22 protein-coding genes are annotated in these 20408 nt (G+C 66.8%); 2 read left to right on the forward strand and 20 right to left on the reverse strand.

From position 1 onward, the window contains the following. Positions 1–2: 2 nt before the first annotated feature. The 18 genes from ALSL_RS04360 to ALSL_RS04445 form a co-directional block, all read right to left on the reverse strand. On the reverse strand, positions 3–491 hold the full coding sequence (locus tag ALSL_RS04360) for an aromatic-ring-hydroxylating dioxygenase subunit beta (RefSeq protein WP_231700292.1): 489 nt from the start codon (positions 489–491) through the stop codon (positions 3–5). Positions 492–525: 34 nt separating this feature from the next. Beyond that, a complete protein-coding gene (locus ALSL_RS04365) occupies positions 526–1323 on the reverse strand; it encodes an SDR family NAD(P)-dependent oxidoreductase (protein WP_126536794.1) in 798 nt (265 codons plus the stop codon). A gap of 84 nt (positions 1324–1407) precedes the next feature. Next, on the reverse strand, positions 1408–2034 hold the full coding sequence (locus ALSL_RS04370; protein ID WP_126536796.1) for a UbiX family flavin prenyltransferase: 627 nt from the start codon (positions 2032–2034) through the stop codon (positions 1408–1410). Positions 2035–2080: 46 nt separating this feature from the next. Continuing rightward, positions 2081–3472 (reverse strand): FAD-binding oxidoreductase, encoded by a 1392-nt coding sequence (locus ALSL_RS04375; RefSeq protein WP_161970931.1) that lies wholly within the window; start codon positions 3470–3472, stop codon positions 2081–2083. Positions 3473–3506: 34 nt separating this feature from the next. Further along, positions 3507–3743, reverse strand: a complete 237-nt coding sequence (locus tag ALSL_RS04380; RefSeq protein ID WP_126536800.1) for a non-oxidative hydroxyarylic acid decarboxylases subunit D — start codon at positions 3741–3743, stop codon at positions 3507–3509. Beyond that, a complete protein-coding gene (locus tag ALSL_RS04385; RefSeq protein ID WP_126536802.1) occupies positions 3740–5215 on the reverse strand; it encodes a non-oxidative hydroxyarylic acid decarboxylases subunit C in 1476 nt (491 codons plus the stop codon). The genes ALSL_RS04380 and ALSL_RS04385 overlap by 4 nt, the downstream gene beginning before the upstream one ends. Continuing rightward, positions 5215–6678 (reverse strand): aldehyde dehydrogenase family protein, encoded by a 1464-nt coding sequence (locus ALSL_RS04390; protein WP_126536804.1) that lies wholly within the window; start codon positions 6676–6678, stop codon positions 5215–5217. Before ALSL_RS04390 ends, ALSL_RS04385 begins: the two co-directional genes overlap by 1 nt. Before the next feature lie 25 nt (positions 6679–6703). Then, the gene (locus tag ALSL_RS04395) at positions 6704–7045 is read right to left on the reverse strand and encodes a c-type cytochrome (RefSeq protein WP_126536806.1); all 342 of its coding nucleotides are present in this window, start codon (positions 7043–7045) and stop codon (positions 6704–6706) included. Continuing rightward, on the reverse strand, positions 7042–8595 hold the full coding sequence (locus tag ALSL_RS04400; protein ID WP_126536808.1) for an FAD-binding oxidoreductase: 1554 nt from the start codon (positions 8593–8595) through the stop codon (positions 7042–7044). Before ALSL_RS04400 ends, ALSL_RS04395 begins: the two co-directional genes overlap by 4 nt. Positions 8596–8620: 25 nt before the next feature. Continuing rightward, entirely contained in the window at positions 8621–9148 is a 528-nt protein-coding gene (locus tag ALSL_RS04405) for a hypothetical protein (protein WP_126536810.1), read from the reverse strand. 158 nt (positions 9149–9306) lie between these two features. Continuing rightward, on the reverse strand, positions 9307–10260 hold the full coding sequence (locus ALSL_RS04410; protein ID WP_126536812.1) for a catechol 2,3-dioxygenase: 954 nt from the start codon (positions 10258–10260) through the stop codon (positions 9307–9309). 57 nt (positions 10261–10317) lie between these two features. Continuing rightward, entirely contained in the window at positions 10318–10683 is a 366-nt protein-coding gene (locus ALSL_RS04415; protein ID WP_198410677.1) for a 2Fe-2S iron-sulfur cluster-binding protein, read from the reverse strand. A 13-nt stretch (positions 10684–10696) separates the two neighbouring features. Beyond that, positions 10697–11758, reverse strand: coding sequence for an NADH:ubiquinone reductase (Na(+)-transporting) subunit F (locus tag ALSL_RS04420; protein WP_126536814.1), 1062 nt, complete (start codon positions 11756–11758; stop codon positions 10697–10699). Positions 11759–11786: 28 nt separating this feature from the next. Beyond that, positions 11787–12146, reverse strand: coding sequence for a phenol hydroxylase subunit P4 (locus tag ALSL_RS04425; protein WP_126536816.1), 360 nt, complete (start codon positions 12144–12146; stop codon positions 11787–11789). 9 nt (positions 12147–12155) lie between these two features. Then, positions 12156–13694, reverse strand: coding sequence for an aromatic/alkene/methane monooxygenase hydroxylase/oxygenase subunit alpha (locus ALSL_RS04430; RefSeq protein ID WP_126536818.1), 1539 nt, complete (start codon positions 13692–13694; stop codon positions 12156–12158). Positions 13695–13716: 22 nt separating this feature from the next. Beyond that, on the reverse strand, positions 13717–13989 hold the full coding sequence (locus tag ALSL_RS04435) for an MmoB/DmpM family protein (RefSeq protein ID WP_126536820.1): 273 nt from the start codon (positions 13987–13989) through the stop codon (positions 13717–13719). Continuing rightward, positions 13986–14999, reverse strand: coding sequence for an aromatic/alkene monooxygenase hydroxylase subunit beta (locus ALSL_RS04440; protein WP_126536824.1), 1014 nt, complete (start codon positions 14997–14999; stop codon positions 13986–13988). Before ALSL_RS04440 ends, ALSL_RS04435 begins: the two co-directional genes overlap by 4 nt. A gap of 35 nt (positions 15000–15034) precedes the next feature. Next, on the reverse strand, positions 15035–15262 hold the full coding sequence (locus ALSL_RS04445; protein WP_126536826.1) for a phenol hydroxylase subunit: 228 nt from the start codon (positions 15260–15262) through the stop codon (positions 15035–15037). Between the two features lie 177 nt (positions 15263–15439). On the opposite strand from ALSL_RS04445, the gene ALSL_RS04450 reads away from it, so the two are divergent. Both ALSL_RS04450 and def read left to right on the forward strand, forming a co-directional pair. After that, positions 15440–17164 (forward strand): sigma-54-dependent Fis family transcriptional regulator, encoded by a 1725-nt coding sequence (locus ALSL_RS04450; RefSeq protein WP_126536828.1) that lies wholly within the window; start codon positions 15440–15442, stop codon positions 17162–17164. 79 nt (positions 17165–17243) lie between these two features. Next, on the forward strand, positions 17244–17780 hold the full coding sequence (gene def, locus ALSL_RS04455; RefSeq protein WP_126540028.1) for a peptide deformylase: 537 nt from the start codon (positions 17244–17246) through the stop codon (positions 17778–17780). 18 nt (positions 17781–17798) lie between these two features. On the opposite strand, the gene pyrF is transcribed toward def, so the two are convergent. After that, entirely contained in the window at positions 17799–18611 is an 813-nt protein-coding gene (pyrF, locus tag ALSL_RS04460) for an orotidine-5'-phosphate decarboxylase (RefSeq protein ID WP_126536830.1), read from the reverse strand. A gap of 114 nt (positions 18612–18725) precedes the next feature. Continuing rightward, on the reverse strand, positions 18726–20384 hold the full coding sequence (ettA, locus tag ALSL_RS04465) for an energy-dependent translational throttle protein EttA (protein WP_126536832.1): 1659 nt from the start codon (positions 20382–20384) through the stop codon (positions 18726–18728). Between the last annotated feature and the right edge of the window lie 24 nt (positions 20385–20408).

Genomic DNA, 20408 nt, shown 5'->3' on the forward strand with positions numbered 1-20408 from the left:
GGCTAGATCGGCCGCACCAGCAGGCTGTCGATGCGGTAGGTGTCGAAGACGGCGAGTTTTTCGCGGTAGCGCAGGGCGCCCTGGTCGACGACGACGCGATCCAGGTACTTGCCGGTCTGGTAGATCGAGGTGGTGCCGTCGCCGCGGGTCTGGAACACCGCGTAGTGGCTCTGCACGCTCACGCTCTCGGCATCGCGCGCCAATACCCGCAACTCGCCGGTGAGATGACGGTAGTAGTGCACGCCGTAGATGTTGGCGTGGCGCAGGGAGACCACGCGGTCGACCAGCATGCCGCGGCTGTCGCAGGAGAGCGCGGCGAGCGGCAGGCCGCGGTCGCTGTTCTCGCGTGGCACGATGCGGTACACACACGGATCGGTGAAGAAATCCGGCCAGGTCTCGAGGCGGTCATCGTCGATGCACTGCACGTATTCGGCCTGCAGCCGGACGAGGTGGAAGTAGAGCTCCATGTCGGAGAGATCGGTCAGTCGCATGGCATGCAATGGCTCCGGTTGGGTGGCGTAGCGCTCAATAGGTGACGTGGTGGCCGACGCCGCCGGTGACGGCGATTGCCTCGCCGGTGATGCCGGCGGCCAGCGGCGAGGCGAGGAAGGCGACCACGTGGGCGATTTCGCTGGCGTCGACCAGGCGCCCGATGGCCTGCTGCGCGGCGAGCAGCTGCAGCTGCTCGGCCGGCGTCCGGTTGGCCTGGCTCGCCATGTGCGCCGCACGCGCGGTCAGCGTCTCGGTCACGGTCATGCCGGGGTAGATTGCATTGACGTTGATCCCGTGCCTGCCGAGCTCGATCGACAGACTCTTGGTCAGATGCACGACCGAGGCGTTGCGCGCGCCGGCGCTCAGGTTGCCGGCCATGCGCGCGGCATAGCCACTGATATTGATGATGCGGCCCCAGCCCTTGGCCTGCATGTACGGCGCGACCAATCGGCTGCAGCGCAGATAGCCTAAGAATTTCTCCTCGAAGTCGCGCAGCACCATTGCTTCGTCGACACGGGCGAAATCCTCCGGCTCGCCGCCGCTGACGCGCGCGGCGTTGTTGACGAGGATGTCGATGCCGCCCATGCGCTCGGCGGCGAATGCCACCAGCGCTTCCAGCGAGCGGCGGTCGCGCACGTCGGCGACGTGGGCATGTACGGGGCGGCCGGCTTCCTCGGCAAGCGCCTTCGCCGTGACCTCCAGCGACTCGCATGAACGGCCGCAGATGACGCATTCCACGCCTTCGGCCAGCAAGGCGCGGGTCACCGCCTTGCCGATGCCGCGACTGCCGCCAGTGATGAGGGCCTTGCGGCCGGCGAGTTTCAGGTCCATGCGGTCAGGCCTCGATAGATGGCGGATGGGCTGTGCATAGGCGGCTCTCTGGTGTGAATGGATCAGGCGGCAGGTCTGGCGGTCTCATGCGGGCGTTCTTCCCGACGAAGACTCGCGCGTGCCGGCCCAGCGGTAGGCGAGGCCGGCGTCGATGCCGAACAAGTCGAGTACGCGGCCGATGGTGTGGTCGACCATCTCGGTGAGCGTGGCCGGCTGCGCATAGAACGCCGGCACTGGCGGCATGCAGATGGCACCCATCTCGGTGGCGGCGAGCATGTTGCGCAAATGCCCGAGATGCAGCGGTGTCTCGCGCACCAGCAGTACCAGTCGGCGCCGTTCCTTGAGCACCACGTCGGCGGCGCGGGCGATGAGGTTGTCGCCGGTGCCGCTGGCCACGCAGGCCAGCGTGCGCGCCGAGCACGGGGCGATCACCATCCCCTCGGTGCGGAACGAGCCGCTGGCGATGGCCGCGCCGACATCGCGCTCGTCGTGCACCACGTCGGCCAGCGCGCCCAGCTGGCGGCGATCTAGGCCGAGCTCGGTGGCGAGATTGATGTAGCCCGCGCGGCTGGTCACCAGGTGCGTTTCCCAGCCCGCCTGACCGCGCATGGCGGCCAGCAGCCGGGTGCCGTAGCACGCACCCGAGGCGCCGGTGATGGCGACCACCAGCCGCTTTGGCACGCTGCCCGGTTGCGGATGCGCGTTCAGCATGACGCCAGCTTCGTTCCATGCAGGGCCAGAGGTGACGAGTGAGGTTTCATGCGGGCGTGCCACTCAGGACGCCGCTGGGATCGAGCGCGGCGGCGAGCAGCGCATGGACATGGGCCTGACCGGTGCCGGCGAGTCTGGCTCGCGCCGGCTCCAGCACGCCGTCGTCGGTATGGCTGGGCGCATAGCCGGCCTGGGCCCAGGCGGCGAGGATGTCGCCGGCGGTGGTGCGCGCTCGCTCCAGCGAGGCGGCGTCCTGCCAGGGCAGTTCGACCTTGGCCAGCAGCGCCCGCCAGCAGAGCTGGAACTCGATCCGCGGCGGCAGTCCGGCCGCATCCAGCATCCGGCGCGCCAGCGCCGCCATGGCGCGGGCATCGTCGCCATGGATGCCGCCGACCGCGGCGATCTCGAGCTTCTCGCCGGCCATCGGCGGCATCGCATCGGCGGACACCTCACCGCGCATCATGTGTGCGCGCGCGGCGAGTGGCGGATGCCCCATGGCGACGTCGTCGATGAGGCGCAGGTGCGCGCCAGGCACGGCACCCAGCTGCGCCTGCACCATGCCCCAGAGCAGATCCACGTCGTCCGGCAGACCGTAGAGCGCGCCGAACACGTTCCAGTCGCCCAGGTCCGCCTCGTCCGCGTCGCCGGGCACGTAGGCGGCTTCCCAAGCCTTGCTGGCCACGGCCACCGGATGGGGCAGGATGCGGTTGATGGACAGAGGGCGCAGGATGTCCATCGCCGCTTCCAGCGCGGCCTCGTCGCGCAGGCTGGCCATGAACGGCAGGCAACGTGGCGCGGCCGGCATCAGCCACAGGCCGACCTTGGTGACGATGCCCAGCCGCGACTGCATGAACAGGCCGTCGTTGACCGGACCGAAACCCCACTTGAAGAGCTGAAACATATTGCTCTTGCTCATCGCGCCCATGCCGGTGCGCACCAGCAGGCCATCGGCGAGCATGACCTCGAGGCCGCACTGCATCAGCGCGCGGTCGCCGTAGGGCGTGTAGCCGTAGCGACGGGCCAGGATGTCGCCGGCGACCGAGGCGCGCGGATCGCGGCCGGCGTCGACAAGAAACGGCAGCTTGCGCGTGCCGAGTTCGGCGGCCAACTGCGCGTGGCTCACGCCCGGTTCGACCAGCGCGGTGGCGTTGGCCGCGTCGATGTCGACGATGCGGTTCATGTGTGCGAAGTCGATCAGCCAGACGTCGCGTGTCACCGGCCCGGGCAGGCCGCAGCTGTTCCACAGCGTGACGCCCTCCTGCCGGGCCTGGGCGAGGATGTCGCCCAGCGCGCCGGTGGAATCCGGACGTACCACGCGGGCCAGCCGGTGGCTGCCGAGCAGGTGCCGGTAGCGCAGCGACCAGGCTCGCGCGAGGGCATCGTCGCCGTTCACCGGCGCGACTGGCGGTGCGTTTGCGGCAGTTGCGGACTGGGCCACGGGGCGTTCTCCTCGGTGCATGCGCAAGGGGCCGTCAGCCATGGCGCTTGGCGGGCGGGATGTTGTAGCGGTACTGCTCGGGATGGTCCGGATCGACGGCGAAGTCCGGATCGCGCAGCGCCGGATCGATGGTCTCGGCAGGCTCGCTGTCGCGCCAGGTAAAGGCGCAACGCGGGCAGTGGTAGACCGTCCAAACGACGACGCCGTCCTCGCGGCCCTGGTGAACCGCGGCGGCGTCCTGTTTGCGGCAACGGGGGCAGGTGGCGTTCATGCGTTGGCCTCCTGGCGCAGGCGGGCCAGGCGTCGGGCGAGCTCGTCGATCAGCGGGCCGCTCGGCGGGCGGACCAGCTTGGCGTCGCTGCCCATCGGGTCGGGCGGCATGAAACTGGTGGCGTCGATGATGAGGTGATGGCCCTTGCCGGGCACCTCGGCGGCCGGGTCGATGATGATCATCGCGGTGTTGGGAATGACGATGATGTCGTTGGCGCGGGTGCGGGTGGACAGCGCCCACATCACCTCGTTGAGGTCGAACGGGTCGACGTCGGCGTCGACCATGATCAGGTTCTTGAGGTACATGAGTCCGTGTGGCGTGCCGAGCGCGCGCATCGCCACCGACTTGGCGAAGCCGGCAAAGCGGTTACGCACGGCGACGATGGCCGTCAGGCCGTGCTGATACAGCGCATTGACCGCCTCGACCTCGGGAAACTCCTTCTTGAGCGCGGCGTAGATCGGCGCGGAGGTGTTGAGCCCGATCAGGGTGTCGTGTTCGGTCCATTTGCCGCCGATGTAGAGATTCTCGAAGATCGGTGCGCGGCGGTGGGTGAGCCGGGTCACCCGGAACAGCGGCACGCGGCGGACGCCCGAATAGCTGCCCGGGAATTCGCCGAATGGTCCTTCGAAGGCGCGCTGGTTGGGCAGCAGCTCGGCTTCGATCACGAATTCGCTGTCGGCCAGGATGTCCACGCCGTTGCCCGAGCGGGTGAGCCGCAGCGGTACGCCCATCAGCTGCGAGGCGTAGGCGTATTCGGATTCGTCGTAGGGAATCGGCGTGCCGGCCAGCATGGCGATGGCCGGGTGGTTGCCGAGCATGATCGCGATGCGCAGCGGCTTGCCCTGTTCCTCCGCGGCCATGATGTGGCGGCCCATGTCGTGCGAGGGCACCGAGAGCAGGGTCAGCGTGTCCGGCCCGTGGATCTGGATGCGGTAGATGCCGACGTTCTGCTTGCCGAAGTGTTCCGGATCGTTCGGGTCGCGACTGACTACCGCGGCCTTGGCCAGGTAGAAGCCGCCGTCGTAGGCATTGGTGCGATAAAGCGGAATATGCGCGTAGAGGTTGATGTCGTGTTCGACCACCACCTCGCACACCGGCGCCTGCGCGGGGTCGACATGTTCCAGTTGCGGCCGGTCGCAGCCCCAGCGGCCGATCATCTCGTAGAACAGTTCCTTGACCGAGGTGCCCTTGGGCTTGCCGAGCAGCAGGGCAAGGTTGGTGAAGCTGCCATGCACGCCGTTGACCACGCGCAGGCCGGGATAGCCGCGCACATGTTCGAACAGCACCGCCGGGCCGTGTAGCGGGTCACGGCCGGCGGCCTGGGTGATGTTGCGGATGTCCGGCTCCGGCAGCACCGGTTCGGGCCAGCGTACGCACTGGCCGTGCTTGCCGAGCAGGTCAAGGAAATCGCGCAGGCCGCCGATGCGTGGCGAGGCGCTGGCGCCTGGTGGCAGTGCAGTCTTGCCGTCCATCATGCCGTGCCTCCGGTCTGGATGGTGACCCACTTCCATTCGGTGCAGGTGTCGATGTCGACCTCGGTGCCTTCGCGACCGAAACCCGAATCGCCGACGCCGCCGAACGGCACGTGCGGCTCGTCGTGCAGGGTGGGCGCGTTGACGTGCACCATGCCGGCATGGGCCTGCGCGGCGAAGGCCAGTGCGCGGTCGAGGTCGCGGGTGTAGATCGCGGCGCTCAGGCCGTAGCGGCTGTCGTTGGCCTGGGCGAGTGCCTGCTCGAAACCGTCGACGGGGTAGACCGCCGCCACCGGACCGAAGGTCTCCTCGGCGTAGCAGGTCATTTCCGGCCGTACGCCGGCGAGCACGGTCGGCTGGCAGCGATGGCCGTTCCAGCCGCCGCCGGTGACCAGCGTGGCGCCCTTGCCGAGCGCATCCTCGATGTGGGCGCGCACGCGTTCGCGCTGGCGCGGCGAGATCAGCGGGCCAATCACCGTTTCCGGCCGGCGCAGGTCACCCATCGGCAGTGCCTCCGCGGCCGCCTGGAAGCGCTCCAGGAAGGCCGCGTACAGCGGGCGTTCGACCAGGATGCGGCTGGAGGCCATGCATACCTGGCCCTGATACAGGAACATGCCCATCACCGCGCCGTGCACGGCCGCGTCGAGATCGGCATCGGCGAGCACGACGAGCGGATTCTTGCCGCCCAGTTCCAGCGTCACCCGTTTCATCTGCGCGCCGGCGATGGCGGCGATGTGCTTGCCCACCCGCGACGAGCCGGTGAAGTTGACCAGCCGCACCAGCGGATGGCCGGTCAGCGCATCGCCGATCTCGTGGCCGAAGCCGGTCACGAGATTGACCACGCCGGGCGGCAGGCCCGCCTCGTGGTAGAGCCGGGCGACCCGCGCGGCCAGCATCGGCGCTTCCTCCGAAGGCAGCAGCACTACGGCGTTGCCAGTGGCCAGCGGCACCGCGGTGAGCTTGATGCTCTTGATCAACGGCACGTTGAAAGGCGTGATCGCGGCGACCACGCCCAACGGCTGGCGCAGCGACAACGAAAGCCGCCCCGGCACGTCCGAAGGCAACGTCTGGCCGCTCGTGCGTCGCGCCGCGCCGGCGGCGGCGCGCAGATAGCCGACCGCCATCGCCACCTCGAAACGCGCCTTGGCCAGCGGCGAGCCGACCTCGTCGATCAGGATGTCGATGAACGCCTGCGCCTCGGCCTCAAGGCGCTCGGCGGCCTTGATCAGCCAGGCCTCGCGTTCGCGCGCGAGGGTGTGTCGATAGCCGTCGAATGCCTGCTGCGCTGCACGCACGGCCCGGTCCACGTCGACGGCAGCGCCGTGTGCGGCCCTGGCATAGAGCGCATCGTCCTCGGGATTGCGGTCGTCGAAATAGCGGCCATCGGCGGCGGGCGCCCAGCGGCCGCCGATGAAGCAGTCCACGGTGGGGACGGCGGTTTGGGCATGTGCGGCTTGCGGCATGGGCATGTTCCTTGAGGATGTGTCGTCAGTGGATGGCCGACTTTGGCCTGGCCAGATAGGCGGCGATGTCGGCGAGGTCGCGATCGTCGAGCTCACTCGGGCGGAACGGCGGCATCAGGCGCAGCCCGTGCCGCACCACCACCTCGACGTACGCGGCCGGCACTTCGCCGCGCTGCGCGAGCACGGCGTCGTGCGCGTCGTAGCGGCGTTCGAGGCCCATCGTGCCCGGATGCCCGGGACCTGCGGCGTGGCAGGGCGCGCAGCGGTAGGCGAACAGCGCTTCGCCATGATGCGGGTCGGCGGCGGCCGCCTCGGCAGCGGCGGCGAAGAAGATCAAGCCGCCAAGCAGGATGCGGACGGCATTCATGCGCGCATCCTCCGCGGCCACACGCCCATCTTGCCCGGCGCCATGATGCCCCCGGGGTCCAGGGCGTCGCGCACGCGTTCGTTGAGCCGGCGCAATGCGTGGTCGTTCCAGTCGTAGGTAGCGGCGATCTGGTCCATGAAGTCCAGGTGCGTGCGGTACTCGCCGAAGCCTTGCGCCGCCGCGTCGGCCACGATCTCGCCGAACACCTGGTGCGCGCGCTCGCGCTCCTGCGGGTCGGTGCGGTCGAAGATGAGCATGAAGATGTGGTGCTGGTCGCGCCAGCCGATCAGGAACTCGCCGATGTAGTCGAAGCCGCGTGCCTCCACCTTGTCCTTGATGAGGTGGTAGAGCCGCACCGCATCGTCGCCGGTGGGGGCGGACATCGGCGAGAAGTCGATGTGCGCGCCGGAGCCGATCCAGTTCATGAGCGAGTATTCGGTCATGTTGGGGATGCCGCGCATCAGTTTGGCGCGGTATTCCCAGGCTGTATCGCCGGGGCGGTCCGTGTAGAAGCGCGCGCCCTTCACCTTGCCCAGCGCGTCGCGGACCACCGACCAGCTGCGCTCAATCATCGGCGGCGGTCCATACAACGCGGCATAGAAGTTCCAGGCGCCGATGTCCAGGTCCGCCATCAGCTTGCGGCGCACCGACGGTGGCAGCGGGCCCTTGCCACCGTAGTACTGCGCCTTGGTCACCCGGGTCGCGGCCTCCCACAGCAACTCCACCGAGGTCGCGCCGTTGGGGATCACCATGTTGAGCTTGAGCGGGCGGATCGCCTCGGTGAGGTCGTGCAGGGCGTCCTCGTCGGGAAAGGTCACCATGAAGGGCCGGTAGCCCGGCGGCTCGGGCATCAGCCACACGCCCAGCCGGGTGACGATGCCGAGCCCGGACTGGGTGAACAGGCCATCGATCCACGGTCCCGCGCCCCATTTGTACAGCTGACTGGCGCGTGCGCCTGGCAGCGCGCCAGTGGCGGTGTCGACCACGGTGCCATCGGCCAGCACCACCTGCATGCCGCACTGCATGGTCAGGTGTTCGCCATAAGGGGTATAGCCGGCGCCGTGGTCGAGCAGGTTGCCGAGCACACTGCCCCAGCCCGGTGCCGCGCAATCGATCCAGAGCGGAATGTCGTGTTCCTTGAGGTAGCGGTACAGGTCGAAATAGCTGACGCCGGGTTCGACCACCGCGTAGCCGTCGCGTGCGTTGACTTCGATGATGCGGTTCATGCGCGCCAGATCGAGCACCACGTAACCGCTCTTGCGCGGGGCCGGGCCGCCGTAGGCGTAGTTCTTGCCCGTCGACACCGGCCACAGCGGAATGCCGTATTCGCGCGCCACCTTGAGCACCGCCTGGATTTCCTCCACCGAATGGGGAGCAACCGCAGCCGCGGGCGTGTGTGCGGCATCCTCGGTGGTCGAATACGGGTCGAGGTAGCTGCTGAGCGCGGTCTCGTCGGCATAGACATAGGTTTTGCCGACCGCCTGGCGGAAGCCGGCCAGCGCCTGGCTGAACGCGGCGGCGGAAAGTCCTGGGGGAAGCGTGGCTGGCATCGGGCCGGTTCCTTGTGCGGTGGCGTCAGACGGCGGTGAAGACGAAGGAGACCAGGTGGTCTGGACTGCGCGCGGGAAGCCGCACCGGCGCCAGGCGCGCGGTAACCACGCTCGGCGCAGTAGCGGTGGCGGAACGTGCGCTCATCGGCGGCAGGCAGCGCGCCAGCACTACCGGCCAGTGCCCGGCGGCGTCGGCCAGCGCGGCGGCGAGGACCGTGGCCGCCGGCCCACCCTCGAGCGTATGCAGCAGACCGGCATCGCCATAGCCGTGGCGGGCGATCAGCAACGGGCGCAGGCCGGCGCGCTGCAAGGCCGTCGAGAGCACGAAAAAGGCCGCCGCGCCGGTGAGACCGCTCACCGCGGCTGGAGACGCCTGTCGGCACCAGTCGAGCAGCACGCCGGGATCATGGCCGGGCGCGCGGCGCACGCCGCCCGGGTACGCGGCCGCAAAAGCATCCGCATCGGCGCCCTCCGCCGCGAGCCACACAGCGGAAGATGAAGACGGCCCTGTGACGCCGGGCAGGCCGACATGGGCGGCCATGGCAGGCAACATGGGCCAGGCCGCCCATGCCGCGGTGGCCTTGATCACGTTTCGACGACTCCACGGCATCGGACACCTCCGGAAGGCGCGGCCCCGTGAGGGCCTGCGCGCCACGATGATCGGTCATACATGCCGGCCGCCCCATCGGGCGGCGCGGCGCTGGCTGCGGGTCAGTAGCCTTCGGTATAGACCGCGGTGAAGGCCTCGTGGATCTCCCCGGTGTGGTAGAAGATCGCGCTGCCGATCTGGTCATCGGTCCAGGTGATCACCGGCATGTCCGGATAGGCGGCGTAGCCCAGGCCGGCGAAGGTCTCGTTGCGGTTGCCGGAGGGGTCGAAGAAGTAGATCGTCTTGCCGCGGGTGATGCCATGGCGCTGCGGCGTCACATCCATCTTCACTCGGTTCTTGCCCATGACGTCGGCGGCGCGGAGCACGTCGCCCCAGTCCTCGAGGAAGAACGAGCAATGGTGCAGGCCATTGCAAGGGCCGCCGACGAAGGCGATGTCGTGCGGCTTGATCGACACTGTCATGAAGGCCAGCGCCTTGACGCTCTTGTCCGGACCGGCCATGAGCTGCTCGGTCAGCCTGAACCCCAGGACGTCGCGAAAGAACGTCTCGTTCTCCACCACCTTGTTCACCCCGGCCTCGGGGTTGAGTTCGCACAGCAGCAGTACGTGGTCCAGCCAGTGGGCTCCGGCGCCGCGGATGTCGTCCGGCCACGGATCGGGATTGAGCGTGCCTACCGAGGTGCCGACGAATTCCTTATCGGCATAGAGGTACATGAGATGGCCACTCGGCATCTTGAAGCGCAACGCGCGACCGCAGTACGGCAATTCGCCAGGAGCCAGTTCCTCCACCTCGCGTCCGTAGTCGCGGATGCGCGCCTTGATGTCGTCGAGATCGCTGTCGCGTTCGACCTTGTAGGCGACGTGGTTCATGCCGGCGCGGTCGGCCGGGCTCAGCATAACCGAGTACTTGTCCCATTCGTCCCAGCATTTCAGGTAGACGTTGCCTTTGTGGTCCTCGTCGGTGGGGACCATTCCCAGCACGTCGCGGTAATGACGCAACGCGGCCTGCATGTCGAGCACGCGCAGGTTGATGTGTCCGATTCGCATGACGCCCATGTTGGTTACTCCTCTGCCTCGTTCGTGAGCGGCCGGCCGGCCGTCGCGTATTGCCTTTCACAAAAGCCCGTATCGGCGCGTCAGTCCCTTGCGCATGCCGCCGACCACTTCCAGCACCACGTCGCTGAGCGGATAGGCGCGACAGGCCAGCGCGTAGCCGGTGGCCTGTTCCTCGACACTGACATGGCTGCGCGACATCGCCTCGCAACGCACGCTGCCTTCCAGCACCCTGATCTTGCATACGCCGCAGCCGCCGCCATGGCAACCGGAGGGGATGCCTCTGCGGCCCAGCGCCACCATCGCCTTGAGCAGGCTGCGGTCGCCCGCGCAGGCATAGCTCTCGCCGGTTTCGCGCAGGGTAATGCGATGCAGCCGTGCCCCGTCCTGGGCGGGCATCGACTGTCTTGGCTCACCGTCTGCCATGCGATTTTCCTCGTTAGACCACCTTGAACAGGGGACTCTTGCGCAGCTGACGCGTCGCGTCAGCGGCATCGATGAAGCGCTCGGTATAGATGTCACGCTCGAACAGCCGCCCACGCATGAGCGTGGTGATGCACGCATCGACCATCCCGGGTGGGCCGCACAGATACGCCTTGTGTCCCGCGAAACGTCCGCCAAAGTGCGCGGCGGCCACTTCATGCACATGACCCACCGCACCCTGCCAGTGATCCTCCGGCAGCGGGCGGGACAGGCAGGGTACGTAGTGGAAATGGTCGTGCGTCTCGGCGAGCGCCTGCAGTTCCTCGTGCAGGTACAGCTCGGCGCGGTGGCGCTGGCCATAGAACAAAGTGATTTGCCGGCGGACGCCCTCGGTCAACAGGTCGAGCAACATCGAGCGGATGCTGGAAAGTCCGGTGCCGGCAGCGAACAGCAGGATGTTTTCCGGCGCCGACTTGCGTATGAAGAAGCGGCCGTACGGTCCGGAAACGCGTACGCGGTCGCCGGGCTTCAGATGCTCATGGATGAAGGTCGTCGCCTCGCCGCCTTCCACCCGGCGTACGTGCAGTTCGATCCGGCGTGACTGTGCCGGTGGATTGGCCAGCGAGAAGGCGCGCGGCAGTGCCACGCCAGGCAGGTGCAGGTTGATGTACTTGCCTGCCTGGAAGGTGAGTGCACGATCGAGTTCGATCACCACGCCGCGTGCGGTGGACGAAAGCGCCCTCAATTCGGCCACCGTGCCGATATAGTCGGCGACCGGCTCGACACGGGCGTCGGGATCGATTTCGACGTCGGCCTCGATGGTGACGTCCGAGCAAGGCTTGGCGACGCAGGCCAGGGTATGGCCTTCGGCACGCTCGAAATCCAACAAGGCAAAGGAGGACGCATCGCCGTCGTCCACGCTGCCTTCCAGCAATTGGACCTTGCAGGTACCACACAGCCCGTGGCAACAGGCATGGGGCAGATAGATGCCGGCGCGCAGGGCGGCATCGAGCAGGGTTTGCTGCTCGTCCACCGCCACGTCCTGGCCAAGCGGTTCGATGGTCAATCGGTAAGTCACGCCTTGCAAGTCTCCTTACCAGGGCAGGTCATAGCGCCTGACCGCCCAGGCCGTCGAGGCCCCGGGCGGTGAAACGTAGGAAGGATTTGTGGCCGATGCCCTGGGCGGCCAGACCGCGCTCCGGGGCGGGTTGGAAGACGGCGCCGTCCAGCTCCCAGTCCACCGCATCCCAGCGCACTCGGGCCCAGTCCGGGTGGCTGCCATACAGGCTGGGCAGGATCTCTTTCATCACCGCGCCAAAGGGCAGGTCCGGCGGCACCGGCACGCACATCGGAAAGGCAAACAGCAAATGGCGCTGCCATTCCAGATACAGAAGCTGATTGCCGTGGAAGTGTTCGAGCCGGTCGCGCGGCTCGAATTTGTAGTCATACATCGCGCGTACGGGCATGGCAGCACCTCATTGCGGGGTCAAGGCATCGCTGGTGGCGGCGTCCGCGTCCGCCCGTCCCTTCCAGCGCAGCCAATTGATCCGGTCGGGCGAGTCGGCATAGTCCTTGTTGTCCACCCCGTCGACGATGCGATACCACTCGAGGACCTGTGAAATCTCGGCACCACCGCAGTGGCCCTGGAAGATCTGATGCACCGGCAGCCAGGCCTGGACGTACTTTTCCGGCTCCTGGTCGAAGATGTCCTTGCAGCCGTCCGAGCAGAAGTGGTAGCGGTCGCCTTCGTATTGGCTGCTGCGGTGGCACAGGCGGGTGGGGTCGTCCGGTTCGGTGAAGACCAGCGGGATCTGGCAGACCTGGCACAGCATCGGCAATCCGGCGCTGAACCAGCGGCCATGTTCGGCACGGTAGTTCTTCCAGAACTCCCAGCGCGGGCGGTAGTAGCGGTCGAACGTCTGTGGGTACTTCGACGACAGCCAATCCAGCTCCTCCGGTTCCGGGATCCAGGTGTGGAAGGCGGTGGCAAAGCCCACGCCATAGAAGGTGGACCACAGCTGGTGCGAGACGTGGTCCTTCTCCTTGACCGCCACCTCGGCATATTTGGGTGTGCGGATGCCATAACGGGAGAGGTCCTCGAACAGCGCGCCACCGTTCTGTTCGAAATAGATTTCCCAGGCTTCCTTCCAGGACATCACGCGCTTGGGCAGCATGTAGTCCATCATCATCGAGACCAGGCTGAGCAGCCGATAGCTGCGCCAGAACCATTTGTCCAGCCAGCGCTGGACCACCGGTACGTTGCGCTCGTCCTGCTCGAGCATGAACTTGATCACTTCCAGCCCCAGGGTCATGTGCCGGGATTCGTCGGACTGGGCGGAAAAGCCGAAGGTGACCGTGGCCATGTCGCCGTTGTAGGCGGCCCCGGACATGAACGGCATGAACAGCAGATTGGTCAGTACGTATTCGAAGCTGAAAGAGATCGCGGCGACGAATTCGAACGGTCCGGACGAATGCACGTCGTCGATCCACGACTTGGGCACCGAGAGATACCAGACGCGTTCGAACATGTGCGTCCAGTCGTGGAAGCCATGGAAATACTTGTTGTACTGGCTCAGGGTATGGATCTCGGTCTGCGCGTGGCGCAGCTCGTCGATCGCCTGCATCTGGCAGGCCACCTGCGGGCCGGGGCCGGCAAACTGGCGGCCGATCCGTGCGAAACCGCGATGGGCCTCGTATTCGAGCGGGGTGACCGCGGTGAGGAAGATCTTCAGCGCGTTGATATAGCGCGCATCGCTGACGTTGAGCTGGCCGTTGTTCTGGGCGAAGGCATCGATGATCGCGTAGAGCTTGCGCTCTTTCTCGGCCTGGTACTTCCAATAAGCGTCCACGGTCAGGCGGAACGGATCCTCCCATTGATCCCAGTCATGGATATGGATGCCTTCGAAAGCAGTCTGCGGATGAATCCGGGACCTTGGCTGGTAACTCGGCTCCCAGGCGAGGTCACGGGTCAGTCGGGTGTATTTCTCGCGCAGACTCATGCGTTTGTTGGTCATGTTCGGGTTTTCCGGTTGGCGCCTAGCGGCGTTCGAGCACGAATTCGTCTTCGTCTTCAAAAATGTTGCCGGAGAGCGAAATCAGGCAGATGTGCAGGTCCTGCGGATTCCAGCGGCCGCCGGTCAGGCTTTCCACGGTGGCCCGGCGCAGCACCAGCCGTCCGGGTGCATCGATCTTCACCATGCCCGGGTAGTGCTGCACGATGGCATGGCTGTTGTCGGCGGCCAGTGCCTCGACCAGCGGTCGCGCCTCTTCGTTGTTCTGCAGGGCGATGAAAACGGTGTTGTTGGTCATGTCGGCTCCTGGTGCGGGACGATGCCGAGCCGGGCGGCGCGTGCGGTCAGGCTTTGGTGCAGTTCCTGCATCACCTCTGGCGCGTCGTCGGCGAAAGCCTGTTCGGCAAGCGGCAGCAATGCCTCGCGTGCACGGGCACCCCACTGCTCGAGCCAGTCCTCGAGCTGCCGGCGATTGCCGTCCGCTTCGGCAACCGCTGTCTTGAGCATGGCATCCACCCAGCGCGTGGCTTCGGCATACCATTCGCCCATGAAGCCGGTCAGCATGGCCAATACCGGTCCGTGCTCGCGCGAGAAGATCGCGGCGAGGCGCTCATACACCAGCGGATAGAGCAGGCCATCGAGAGCAAGGTTCTGCGCCACGAAGAGCTCGAACCAATCCTCGATGACCCAGAGGTCCTCGACCAGGCGGCGCAGCGGCTGCCATGCCGGCGCTTGCGTCCACATGGTCTTTGCCGCATCGAGGCTGCTGCCCGTGTTGCCATCCAGCGCCAGTCCGAGGCGCGACAGGTATTGGGCGATGCCCAGGCGGTCGATGGTGGCGAACATGCTGGCCTGGGTCAGTGCGGCCCCGTAACCAAAGGCAGTGATGTAGCAGTTGTTGAGATTGGCGCCATATTCGACATGCCGGAGCGGTACCAGTAGCTGCGTGATGCGCTGCTGCTGGGATGCGTCGAGCATCTCCAGCAGGCGATGCTTTTCGGCAAAGGCGAAATGACTCTCCATCACCTCCTGCTGGCGCGCCCGCGTCTGGATCCAGGTGGCGTAGTAGTACTGCCGGGGATCCAGAAAGGCATACCAGTCCGCCATCACGATGGCGGTCCTGCGCGGGTCATAAATCTCGTGTTGCGGATCCCACAGCGGCCGGTAATGGAAGATGGTGGTGCACTGCAGGTCGTAGGTCGCTTCCAGGTAGCGTGAGGCCGGTTTGTCGGCGCCCAGGCGCCGTGCCACATGGCCAAAGGTATGGCGCGAGGGCTCCAGCGCAGCGGTCTTGATGTCGATACTCATGGGTGCTTAAGGATCCAGACGGGGTCGGTGGGTGTTCACAAGCCGGCGGTATGCCATTTACAGCGGCCGGCGAGGCGTCTTGCCTGTTCCGTGGCATCGAGCAGGGCGGCATCGTGGCGATTGCAGAACTCTTCGAAGGCGCCCGCCGGCAACACCATTTCCAGGTACAGGTCCGGATCGCCGGGCGAGAACTCGAATTCCACGAAGCCATTGGCATGGCGGCGCAGGACGTGTATCGAGGGCTGCAGGGCGGAAGCTTGCATGGAGGATGTGCGTGCCATCGGGGGGTGGACGTCTTAAGCACATCCCGTGCCAATTCCTAACGCATTGAGTAACAAGCACTTTGCTGCGCCAGCAGCAAAAATTTCGATAAAACGAAAAATAACGATATGATCGACCCGACGGGAAGATTTGATCATATGGACAAACGCGAGGTCGCCATGTCTTCCAGGATCAGCTTCTATCCGCTGCCCGAGCTCGCCGCCCGCTTCAAGCTGGCTTTCCGGCCTGGGCACATCGTGTTGGAAGGGCAGCGCATGGTGCTGCTGCATGCCGGCGCGATGGGCGCGCTGCGGCGCGAGCTGATCGAGAGCCTGGGCACCGATCGCGCGCGCGGCATGCTGGTGCGCATGGGGTATGCGGCAGGCCGTGGCGATGCGGCGATGGTGCGGTGTCGGCTGCCCGAGGCCAGCGACGCGGAACTGCTCAGCGTGGGGCCGCAGTTGCATGCGCTGGAAGGCGTGGTGCACGTCGTGCCCCGGCATCTGGAGATCGACATCGTCCGCGGCACCTATCACGGCGAATTCGTCTGGGAGGATTCCTATGAGGCCGCGTTGCATCTGGAATTGTTTGGCACCGGTGATGCGCCGGCCTGTTGGATGCAGCTCGGCTATGCCTCCGGCTACACCTCGGAATTGATGGGACGGCCGATCATCTATCGCGAGCTCGAGTGCCGCGGACGCGGCGATGCGCACTGCCGGGTGGTCGGCCGTCCGGTGGCCGATTGGGGCAACGCGATCGACGATGAACTGGCCTGCTACCAGCCGCAGGACTTCGCCGGCCAGTTTGCGGAACTGCAGGACGAGGTGCGACGACTGCGCCGTTCGCTGGAAAGGCGCGAGACACAGGAGGGCATGATCGGCATCTCGAGCGCCTTTCGCGAAAGCTGGCGCATGGTCCGCAAGGCCGCGCAGAGCAAGGTGAGTGTGCTGCTGCTCGGCGAGACCGGGGTCGGCAAGGAGATGTATGCGCAGGCATTGCATCGGCACAGTCCGCGTGCCGAGGCACCCTTCGTTGCCATGAATTGCGCGGCCATCCCCGACGAGCTCATCGAGGCGGAGCTGTTCGGTGTCGAAAAGGGCGCCTACACCGGCGCGCAGCAGTCGCGTCTGGGCCGCTTCGAGCGGGCCGATGGCGGCACCCTGTTCCTGGACGAGGTCGGCGAGCTTTCACCCGCCGCACAGGCCAAGGTACTGCGCGTGTTGCAGGAGGGCGAATTCGAGCGGGTCGGCGACCAGACCACGCGGCACGCCGACGTGCGGCTGGTGGCGGCGACCAACGTCGACCTCGCGCAGGCGGTCGCCGAGGGCCGTTTCCGCGCCGATCTCTACTACCGGCTCAATATCTATCCGGTACGCATCCCGCCGCTGCGCGAACGCCGCGAGGACATCGAGCCTCTCGTGGAGCACTTTCTGGCGGAGGCCTGCGCCCGCCACGACAAACGTATGCCCGGCATCACCAGCCGTGCGATGAAGGCGCTGGTGGCCTACGACTGGCCCGGCAACGTGCGCGAACTGCGGAACACCATCGAGCGCAGCGTCATCCTGCTCGAGCCACACGAACGCATCGATTTAAAGCACATCGATCCGGGTGCCACGTCCGGTCCGCCGGCACCGACGCGCGCGGCCCCGGCGATGGCCGGAAGCGAAGCGGCCGCCATCCCGGGCGCGGATCTGGAGACGCTGGTGCAGGCGCTGCTCGACAGCACCGTCAAGCTCGATGAACTCGAGCCGCGGCTGATCGAGCTGGCCGTGCGTCGCGCCGGCGGCAACCTGAGCCAGGCGGCGCGTACCCTTGGCATGACCCGTCCGCAGCTCGCCTACCGGATGAACAAGCACGGCATCGTGTTCGAGGGCGACGCCGATCGCGGTAGTCGCCGGCATTGATGATGCAGGGCTTGCGCGCGTGGCGCGTGCCGCCATCTTGTTTCTGGTCTGGACGGTAGCCGAGGAGGGCCGCAAGCCAATGATCCGCGAGATCCTCAAGATGGGCGATCCACGCCTCTTGCGCATCGCCGCGCCGGTGCCCGATGGAATGTTCGGCAGCGCCGAGCTCAATGCGCTGATCGGGGACATGTTCGACACCATGCACGCGGCCGGCGGCGTGGGCCTGGCGGCGCCGCAGATCGGCGTGGACCTGCAGTTGGTGATCTTCGGTTTCGAGCGCTCCGAGCGCTATCCGGAGGCGCCGCCGGTGCCGCGGACGATCCTCATCAACCCGCAGATCACGCCGCTGTCGCAGGACATGGAGGAGGGCTGGGAAGGCTGCCTTTCGGTACCGGGGCTGCGCGGGGCGGTGAACCGCTTTTCGCTGATCCGCTACCAGGGCCTGGATCCGGCCGGCGCGCTGATCGACCGCACCGCCGAAGGCTTCCACGCGCGCGTGGTGCAGCACGAATGCGACCATTTGATCGGTCGGCTGTATCCCTCGCGCATCACCGACTTTGCCAAGTTCGGTTTCACCGAGGTGTTGTTTCCCGATCGCGAAGCCGGCGACGATTGAACGCTGCGACGTGCGCGATCAACGCCCCGCGGCGATGGCCTCCCGCAGCGTCCGTGCGGCTTCCCGTGCCGCGGCGGCGAAATCCTCGCCGTCGCCGGCATAGAGCACGGCGCGCGAGGCGCTGATGATGAGGCCATTGCCGTCGGCGTCGAGGCCGTGGCGCAGCACGGCGGCCACGTCGCCGCCTTGCGCGCCGATGCCGGGCACCAGTAGCGGCATCGTGCCGACGCGGGCGCGCACCTTGCCCAGTTCCTCCGGCCAGGTCGCGCCGACCACCAGCGCGCAGTTGCCGTGGGCGTTCCAGTCGCGGGCGATGGTCTCGGCCACGCGCAGGTACAAGGGTTCGCCGCCGCAATCGAGGGCCTGGAAATCCGCGCCGCCCGGATTGGAGGTGCGGCAGAGCAGGATCGCGCCCTTGTCGGCACGTTCCAGAAACGGTTCGACCGAATCGCGGCCAAGATAGGGATTGAGCGTCACCGCGTCGGCGCGGTAGCGCTCGAACGCCTCGCTCGCGTAGTGGCGTGCGGTGGAGCCGATGTCGCCGCGCTTGGCATCGAGGATCACCGGCACGCCCGGGTGCGCGTCATGGATGTGCGCGATCAGGCGTTCCAGCGCGTCCTCGGCACGCAGGGCGGCAAAGTGCGCGATCTGCGGCTTGAACGCGCAGACCAGGTCGGCGGTGGCATCGACGATCGCCGCGCAGAAGGCGAACACCGCGTCCGGCCGTTCGCGCAGGTGCGCCGGGAAGCGCGCCGGCTCCGGGTCGAGCCCGACACACAGCAGCGAGCCGCTGCGCGCCCAGGCCTGACGCAGGGACTGCATGAAACTCATCGCGGGTTCCTCTTGATGGCGGGTGCTGCGCGAGCGGGACCCGCGCAGGCTTCGCAGGGGGGGCTCTGCGCCCGCCCCGGCCGGTCGTCTGCGCTTGGCCGGGGCGCGTGCCCGTCAGGCCAGCTTCTTGAACTTCACCCGGTGCGGGCCGGCATCCTCGCCCAGGCGGCGCTTCTTGTCGGCTTCGTATTCGTTGTAGTTGCCAGGGAAGAACTCCACGTGCGAATCGCCCTCGAAGGCGAGGATGTGGGTGGCGATGCGGTCCAGAAACCAGCGGTCGTGCGAGATCACCATCGCGCAGCCGGGGAACTCGAGCAGCGCCTCTTCCAGCGCGCGCAGGGTTTCCACGTCGAGGTCGTTGGAGGGCTCGTCGAGCAGCAGCACGTTGCCGCCCTGCAGCAGCGTCTTGGCCAAGTGCAGCCGGCCGCGCTCACCACCGGAAAGGTTGCCGACGATCTTCTGCTGGTCGGTGCCCTTGAAGTTGAAGCGGCCGATGTAGGCGCGCGACTGGATCTCGAAGTTGCCGATGGTGAGGATGTCCAGCCCGCCGGAGATTTCCTGCCACACGTTGTTCTTCGGGTTGAGCGCGCCGCGCGACTGGTCGACGTAGGCGAGCTTGACCGTGTGGCCGATCTTGACCTCGCCGGCGTCGGGCTTCTCCACGCCGGTGATCATCTTGAACAGCGTGGACTTGCCGGCGCCGTTGGGGCCGATCACGCCGACGATGGCACCCGGCGGCACCCTGAACGACAGGTTGTCGATCAACAGGCGGTCGCCGAAGGACTTGGACACGTTCTTGAACTCGATCACCTCGTTGCCGAGCCGCTCGCCCGGCGGGATGAAGATCTCGTTGGTCTCGTTGCGGCGCTGGTATTCGACCGAGTTCAGTTCCTCGAAGCGGTTGAGGCGCGCCTTGCCCTTGGACTGGCGGCCCTTGGCGGCCGAGCGCACCCATTCCAGTTCCTTCTCGATCGCCTTCTGGCGCGCCTTTTCCTGCTGCGCCTCCTGCTTGAGGCGCTGGTCCTTCTGCTCCAGCCACTCGCTGTAGTTGCCCTTCCACGGGATGCCGCGGCCGCGGTCGAGCTCGAGGATCCACTCGGCGGCGTTGTCCAGGAAGTAGCGGTCGTGGGTGACCGCGACCACGGTGCCGGGATAATCCTTGAGGAAGTGCTCCAGCCACTCCACCGACTCGGCGTCGAGGTGGTTGGTGGGCTCGTCCAAGAGCAGCATGTCCGGCTTGGACAACAGCAGCCGGCACAATGCGACGCGGCGCTTCTCGCCGCCGGAGAGCGGACCGATCTTCGCGTCCCACGGCGGCAGTCGCAGCGCGTCGGCGGCGACTTCGAGCTGGCGCTCCAGGGTGTGGGCATCGTGCACCGCGAGGAGGTTTTCGAGCTCCTGCTGCTCGGCGGCGAGCTTGTCGAAATCGGCGCCTTCCTCGGCGTAGGCGGCATAGACCTCGTCCAGCCGCTTCTGCGCGTTGATGATGTGGGCGACGCCTTCCTCGACCACCTCGCGCACGGTCTTGTCCGGGTCGAGCTCCGGCTCCTGCGGCAGATAGCCGACCTTGATGCCCGGTTGCGGCCGCGCCTCGCCCTGGAAATCCGTATCCACGCCGGCCATGATGCGCAGCACCGTGGACTTGCCCGCGCCGTTCAAGCCCAGCAACCCGATCTTGGCGCCGGGAAAGAAGCTGAGCGAGATGTCCTTGATGATCTGGCGCTTCGGGGGAACGATCTTGCTCACCCCGTTCATGGTGTAGATGTACTGCATGCGTGCTCCGGTGGCGCCGGCGGG

It is taken from the genome of Aerosticca soli, from assembly GCF_003967035.1.
Lineage (GTDB): Bacteria > Pseudomonadota > Gammaproteobacteria > Xanthomonadales > Rhodanobacteraceae > Aerosticca > Aerosticca soli.

Bases quoted from the DNA above. Each gene is read 5' to 3' on its own strand.
- ALSL_RS04360 (WP_231700292.1), bottom strand. From the start codon at position 491: ATGCGACTGACCGATCTCTCCGACATGGAGCTCTACTTCCACCTCGTC.
- ALSL_RS04365 (WP_126536794.1), bottom strand. From the start codon at position 1,323: ATGGACCTGAAACTCGCCGGCCGCAAGGCCCTCATCACTGGCGGCAGT.
- ALSL_RS04370 (WP_126536796.1), bottom strand. From the start codon at position 2,034: ATGCTGAACGCGCATCCGCAACCGGGCAGCGTGCCAAAGCGGCTGGTG.
- ALSL_RS04380 (WP_126536800.1), bottom strand. From the start codon at position 3,743: ATGAACGCCACCTGCCCCCGTTGCCGCAAACAGGACGCCGCCGCGGTT.
- ALSL_RS04385 (WP_126536802.1), bottom strand. From the start codon at position 5,215: ATGGACGGCAAGACTGCACTGCCACCAGGCGCCAGCGCCTCGCCACGC.
- ALSL_RS04390 (WP_126536804.1), bottom strand. From the start codon at position 6,678: ATGCCGCAAGCCGCACATGCCCAAACCGCCGTCCCCACCGTGGACTGC.
- ALSL_RS04395 (WP_126536806.1), bottom strand. From the start codon at position 7,045: ATGAATGCCGTCCGCATCCTGCTTGGCGGCTTGATCTTCTTCGCCGCC.
- ALSL_RS04400 (WP_126536808.1), bottom strand. From the start codon at position 8,595: ATGCCAGCCACGCTTCCCCCAGGACTTTCCGCCGCCGCGTTCAGCCAG.
- ALSL_RS04405 (WP_126536810.1), bottom strand. From the start codon at position 9,148: ATGTTGCCTGCCATGGCCGCCCATGTCGGCCTGCCCGGCGTCACAGGG.
- ALSL_RS04410 (WP_126536812.1), bottom strand. From the start codon at position 10,260: ATGGGCGTCATGCGAATCGGACACATCAACCTGCGCGTGCTCGACATG.
- ALSL_RS04415 (WP_198410677.1), bottom strand. From the start codon at position 10,683: ATGGCAGACGGTGAGCCAAGACAGTCGATGCCCGCCCAGGACGGGGCA.
- ALSL_RS04425 (WP_126536816.1), bottom strand. From the start codon at position 12,146: ATGCCCGTACGCGCGATGTATGACTACAAATTCGAGCCGCGCGACCGG.
- ALSL_RS04430 (WP_126536818.1), bottom strand. From the start codon at position 13,694: ATGACCAACAAACGCATGAGTCTGCGCGAGAAATACACCCGACTGACC.
- ALSL_RS04435 (WP_126536820.1), bottom strand. From the start codon at position 13,989: ATGACCAACAACACCGTTTTCATCGCCCTGCAGAACAACGAAGAGGCG.
- ALSL_RS04440 (WP_126536824.1), bottom strand. From the start codon at position 14,999: ATGAGTATCGACATCAAGACCGCTGCGCTGGAGCCCTCGCGCCATACC.
- ALSL_RS04445 (WP_126536826.1), bottom strand. From the start codon at position 15,262: ATGCAAGCTTCCGCCCTGCAGCCCTCGATACACGTCCTGCGCCGCCAT.
- ALSL_RS04450 (WP_126536828.1), top strand. From the start codon at position 15,440: ATGTCTTCCAGGATCAGCTTCTATCCGCTGCCCGAGCTCGCCGCCCGC.
- def (WP_126540028.1), top strand. From the start codon at position 17,244: ATGATCCGCGAGATCCTCAAGATGGGCGATCCACGCCTCTTGCGCATC.
- pyrF (WP_126536830.1), bottom strand. From the start codon at position 18,611: ATGAGTTTCATGCAGTCCCTGCGTCAGGCCTGGGCGCGCAGCGGCTCG.
- ettA (WP_126536832.1), bottom strand. From the start codon at position 20,384: ATGCAGTACATCTACACCATGAACGGGGTGAGCAAGATCGTTCCCCCG.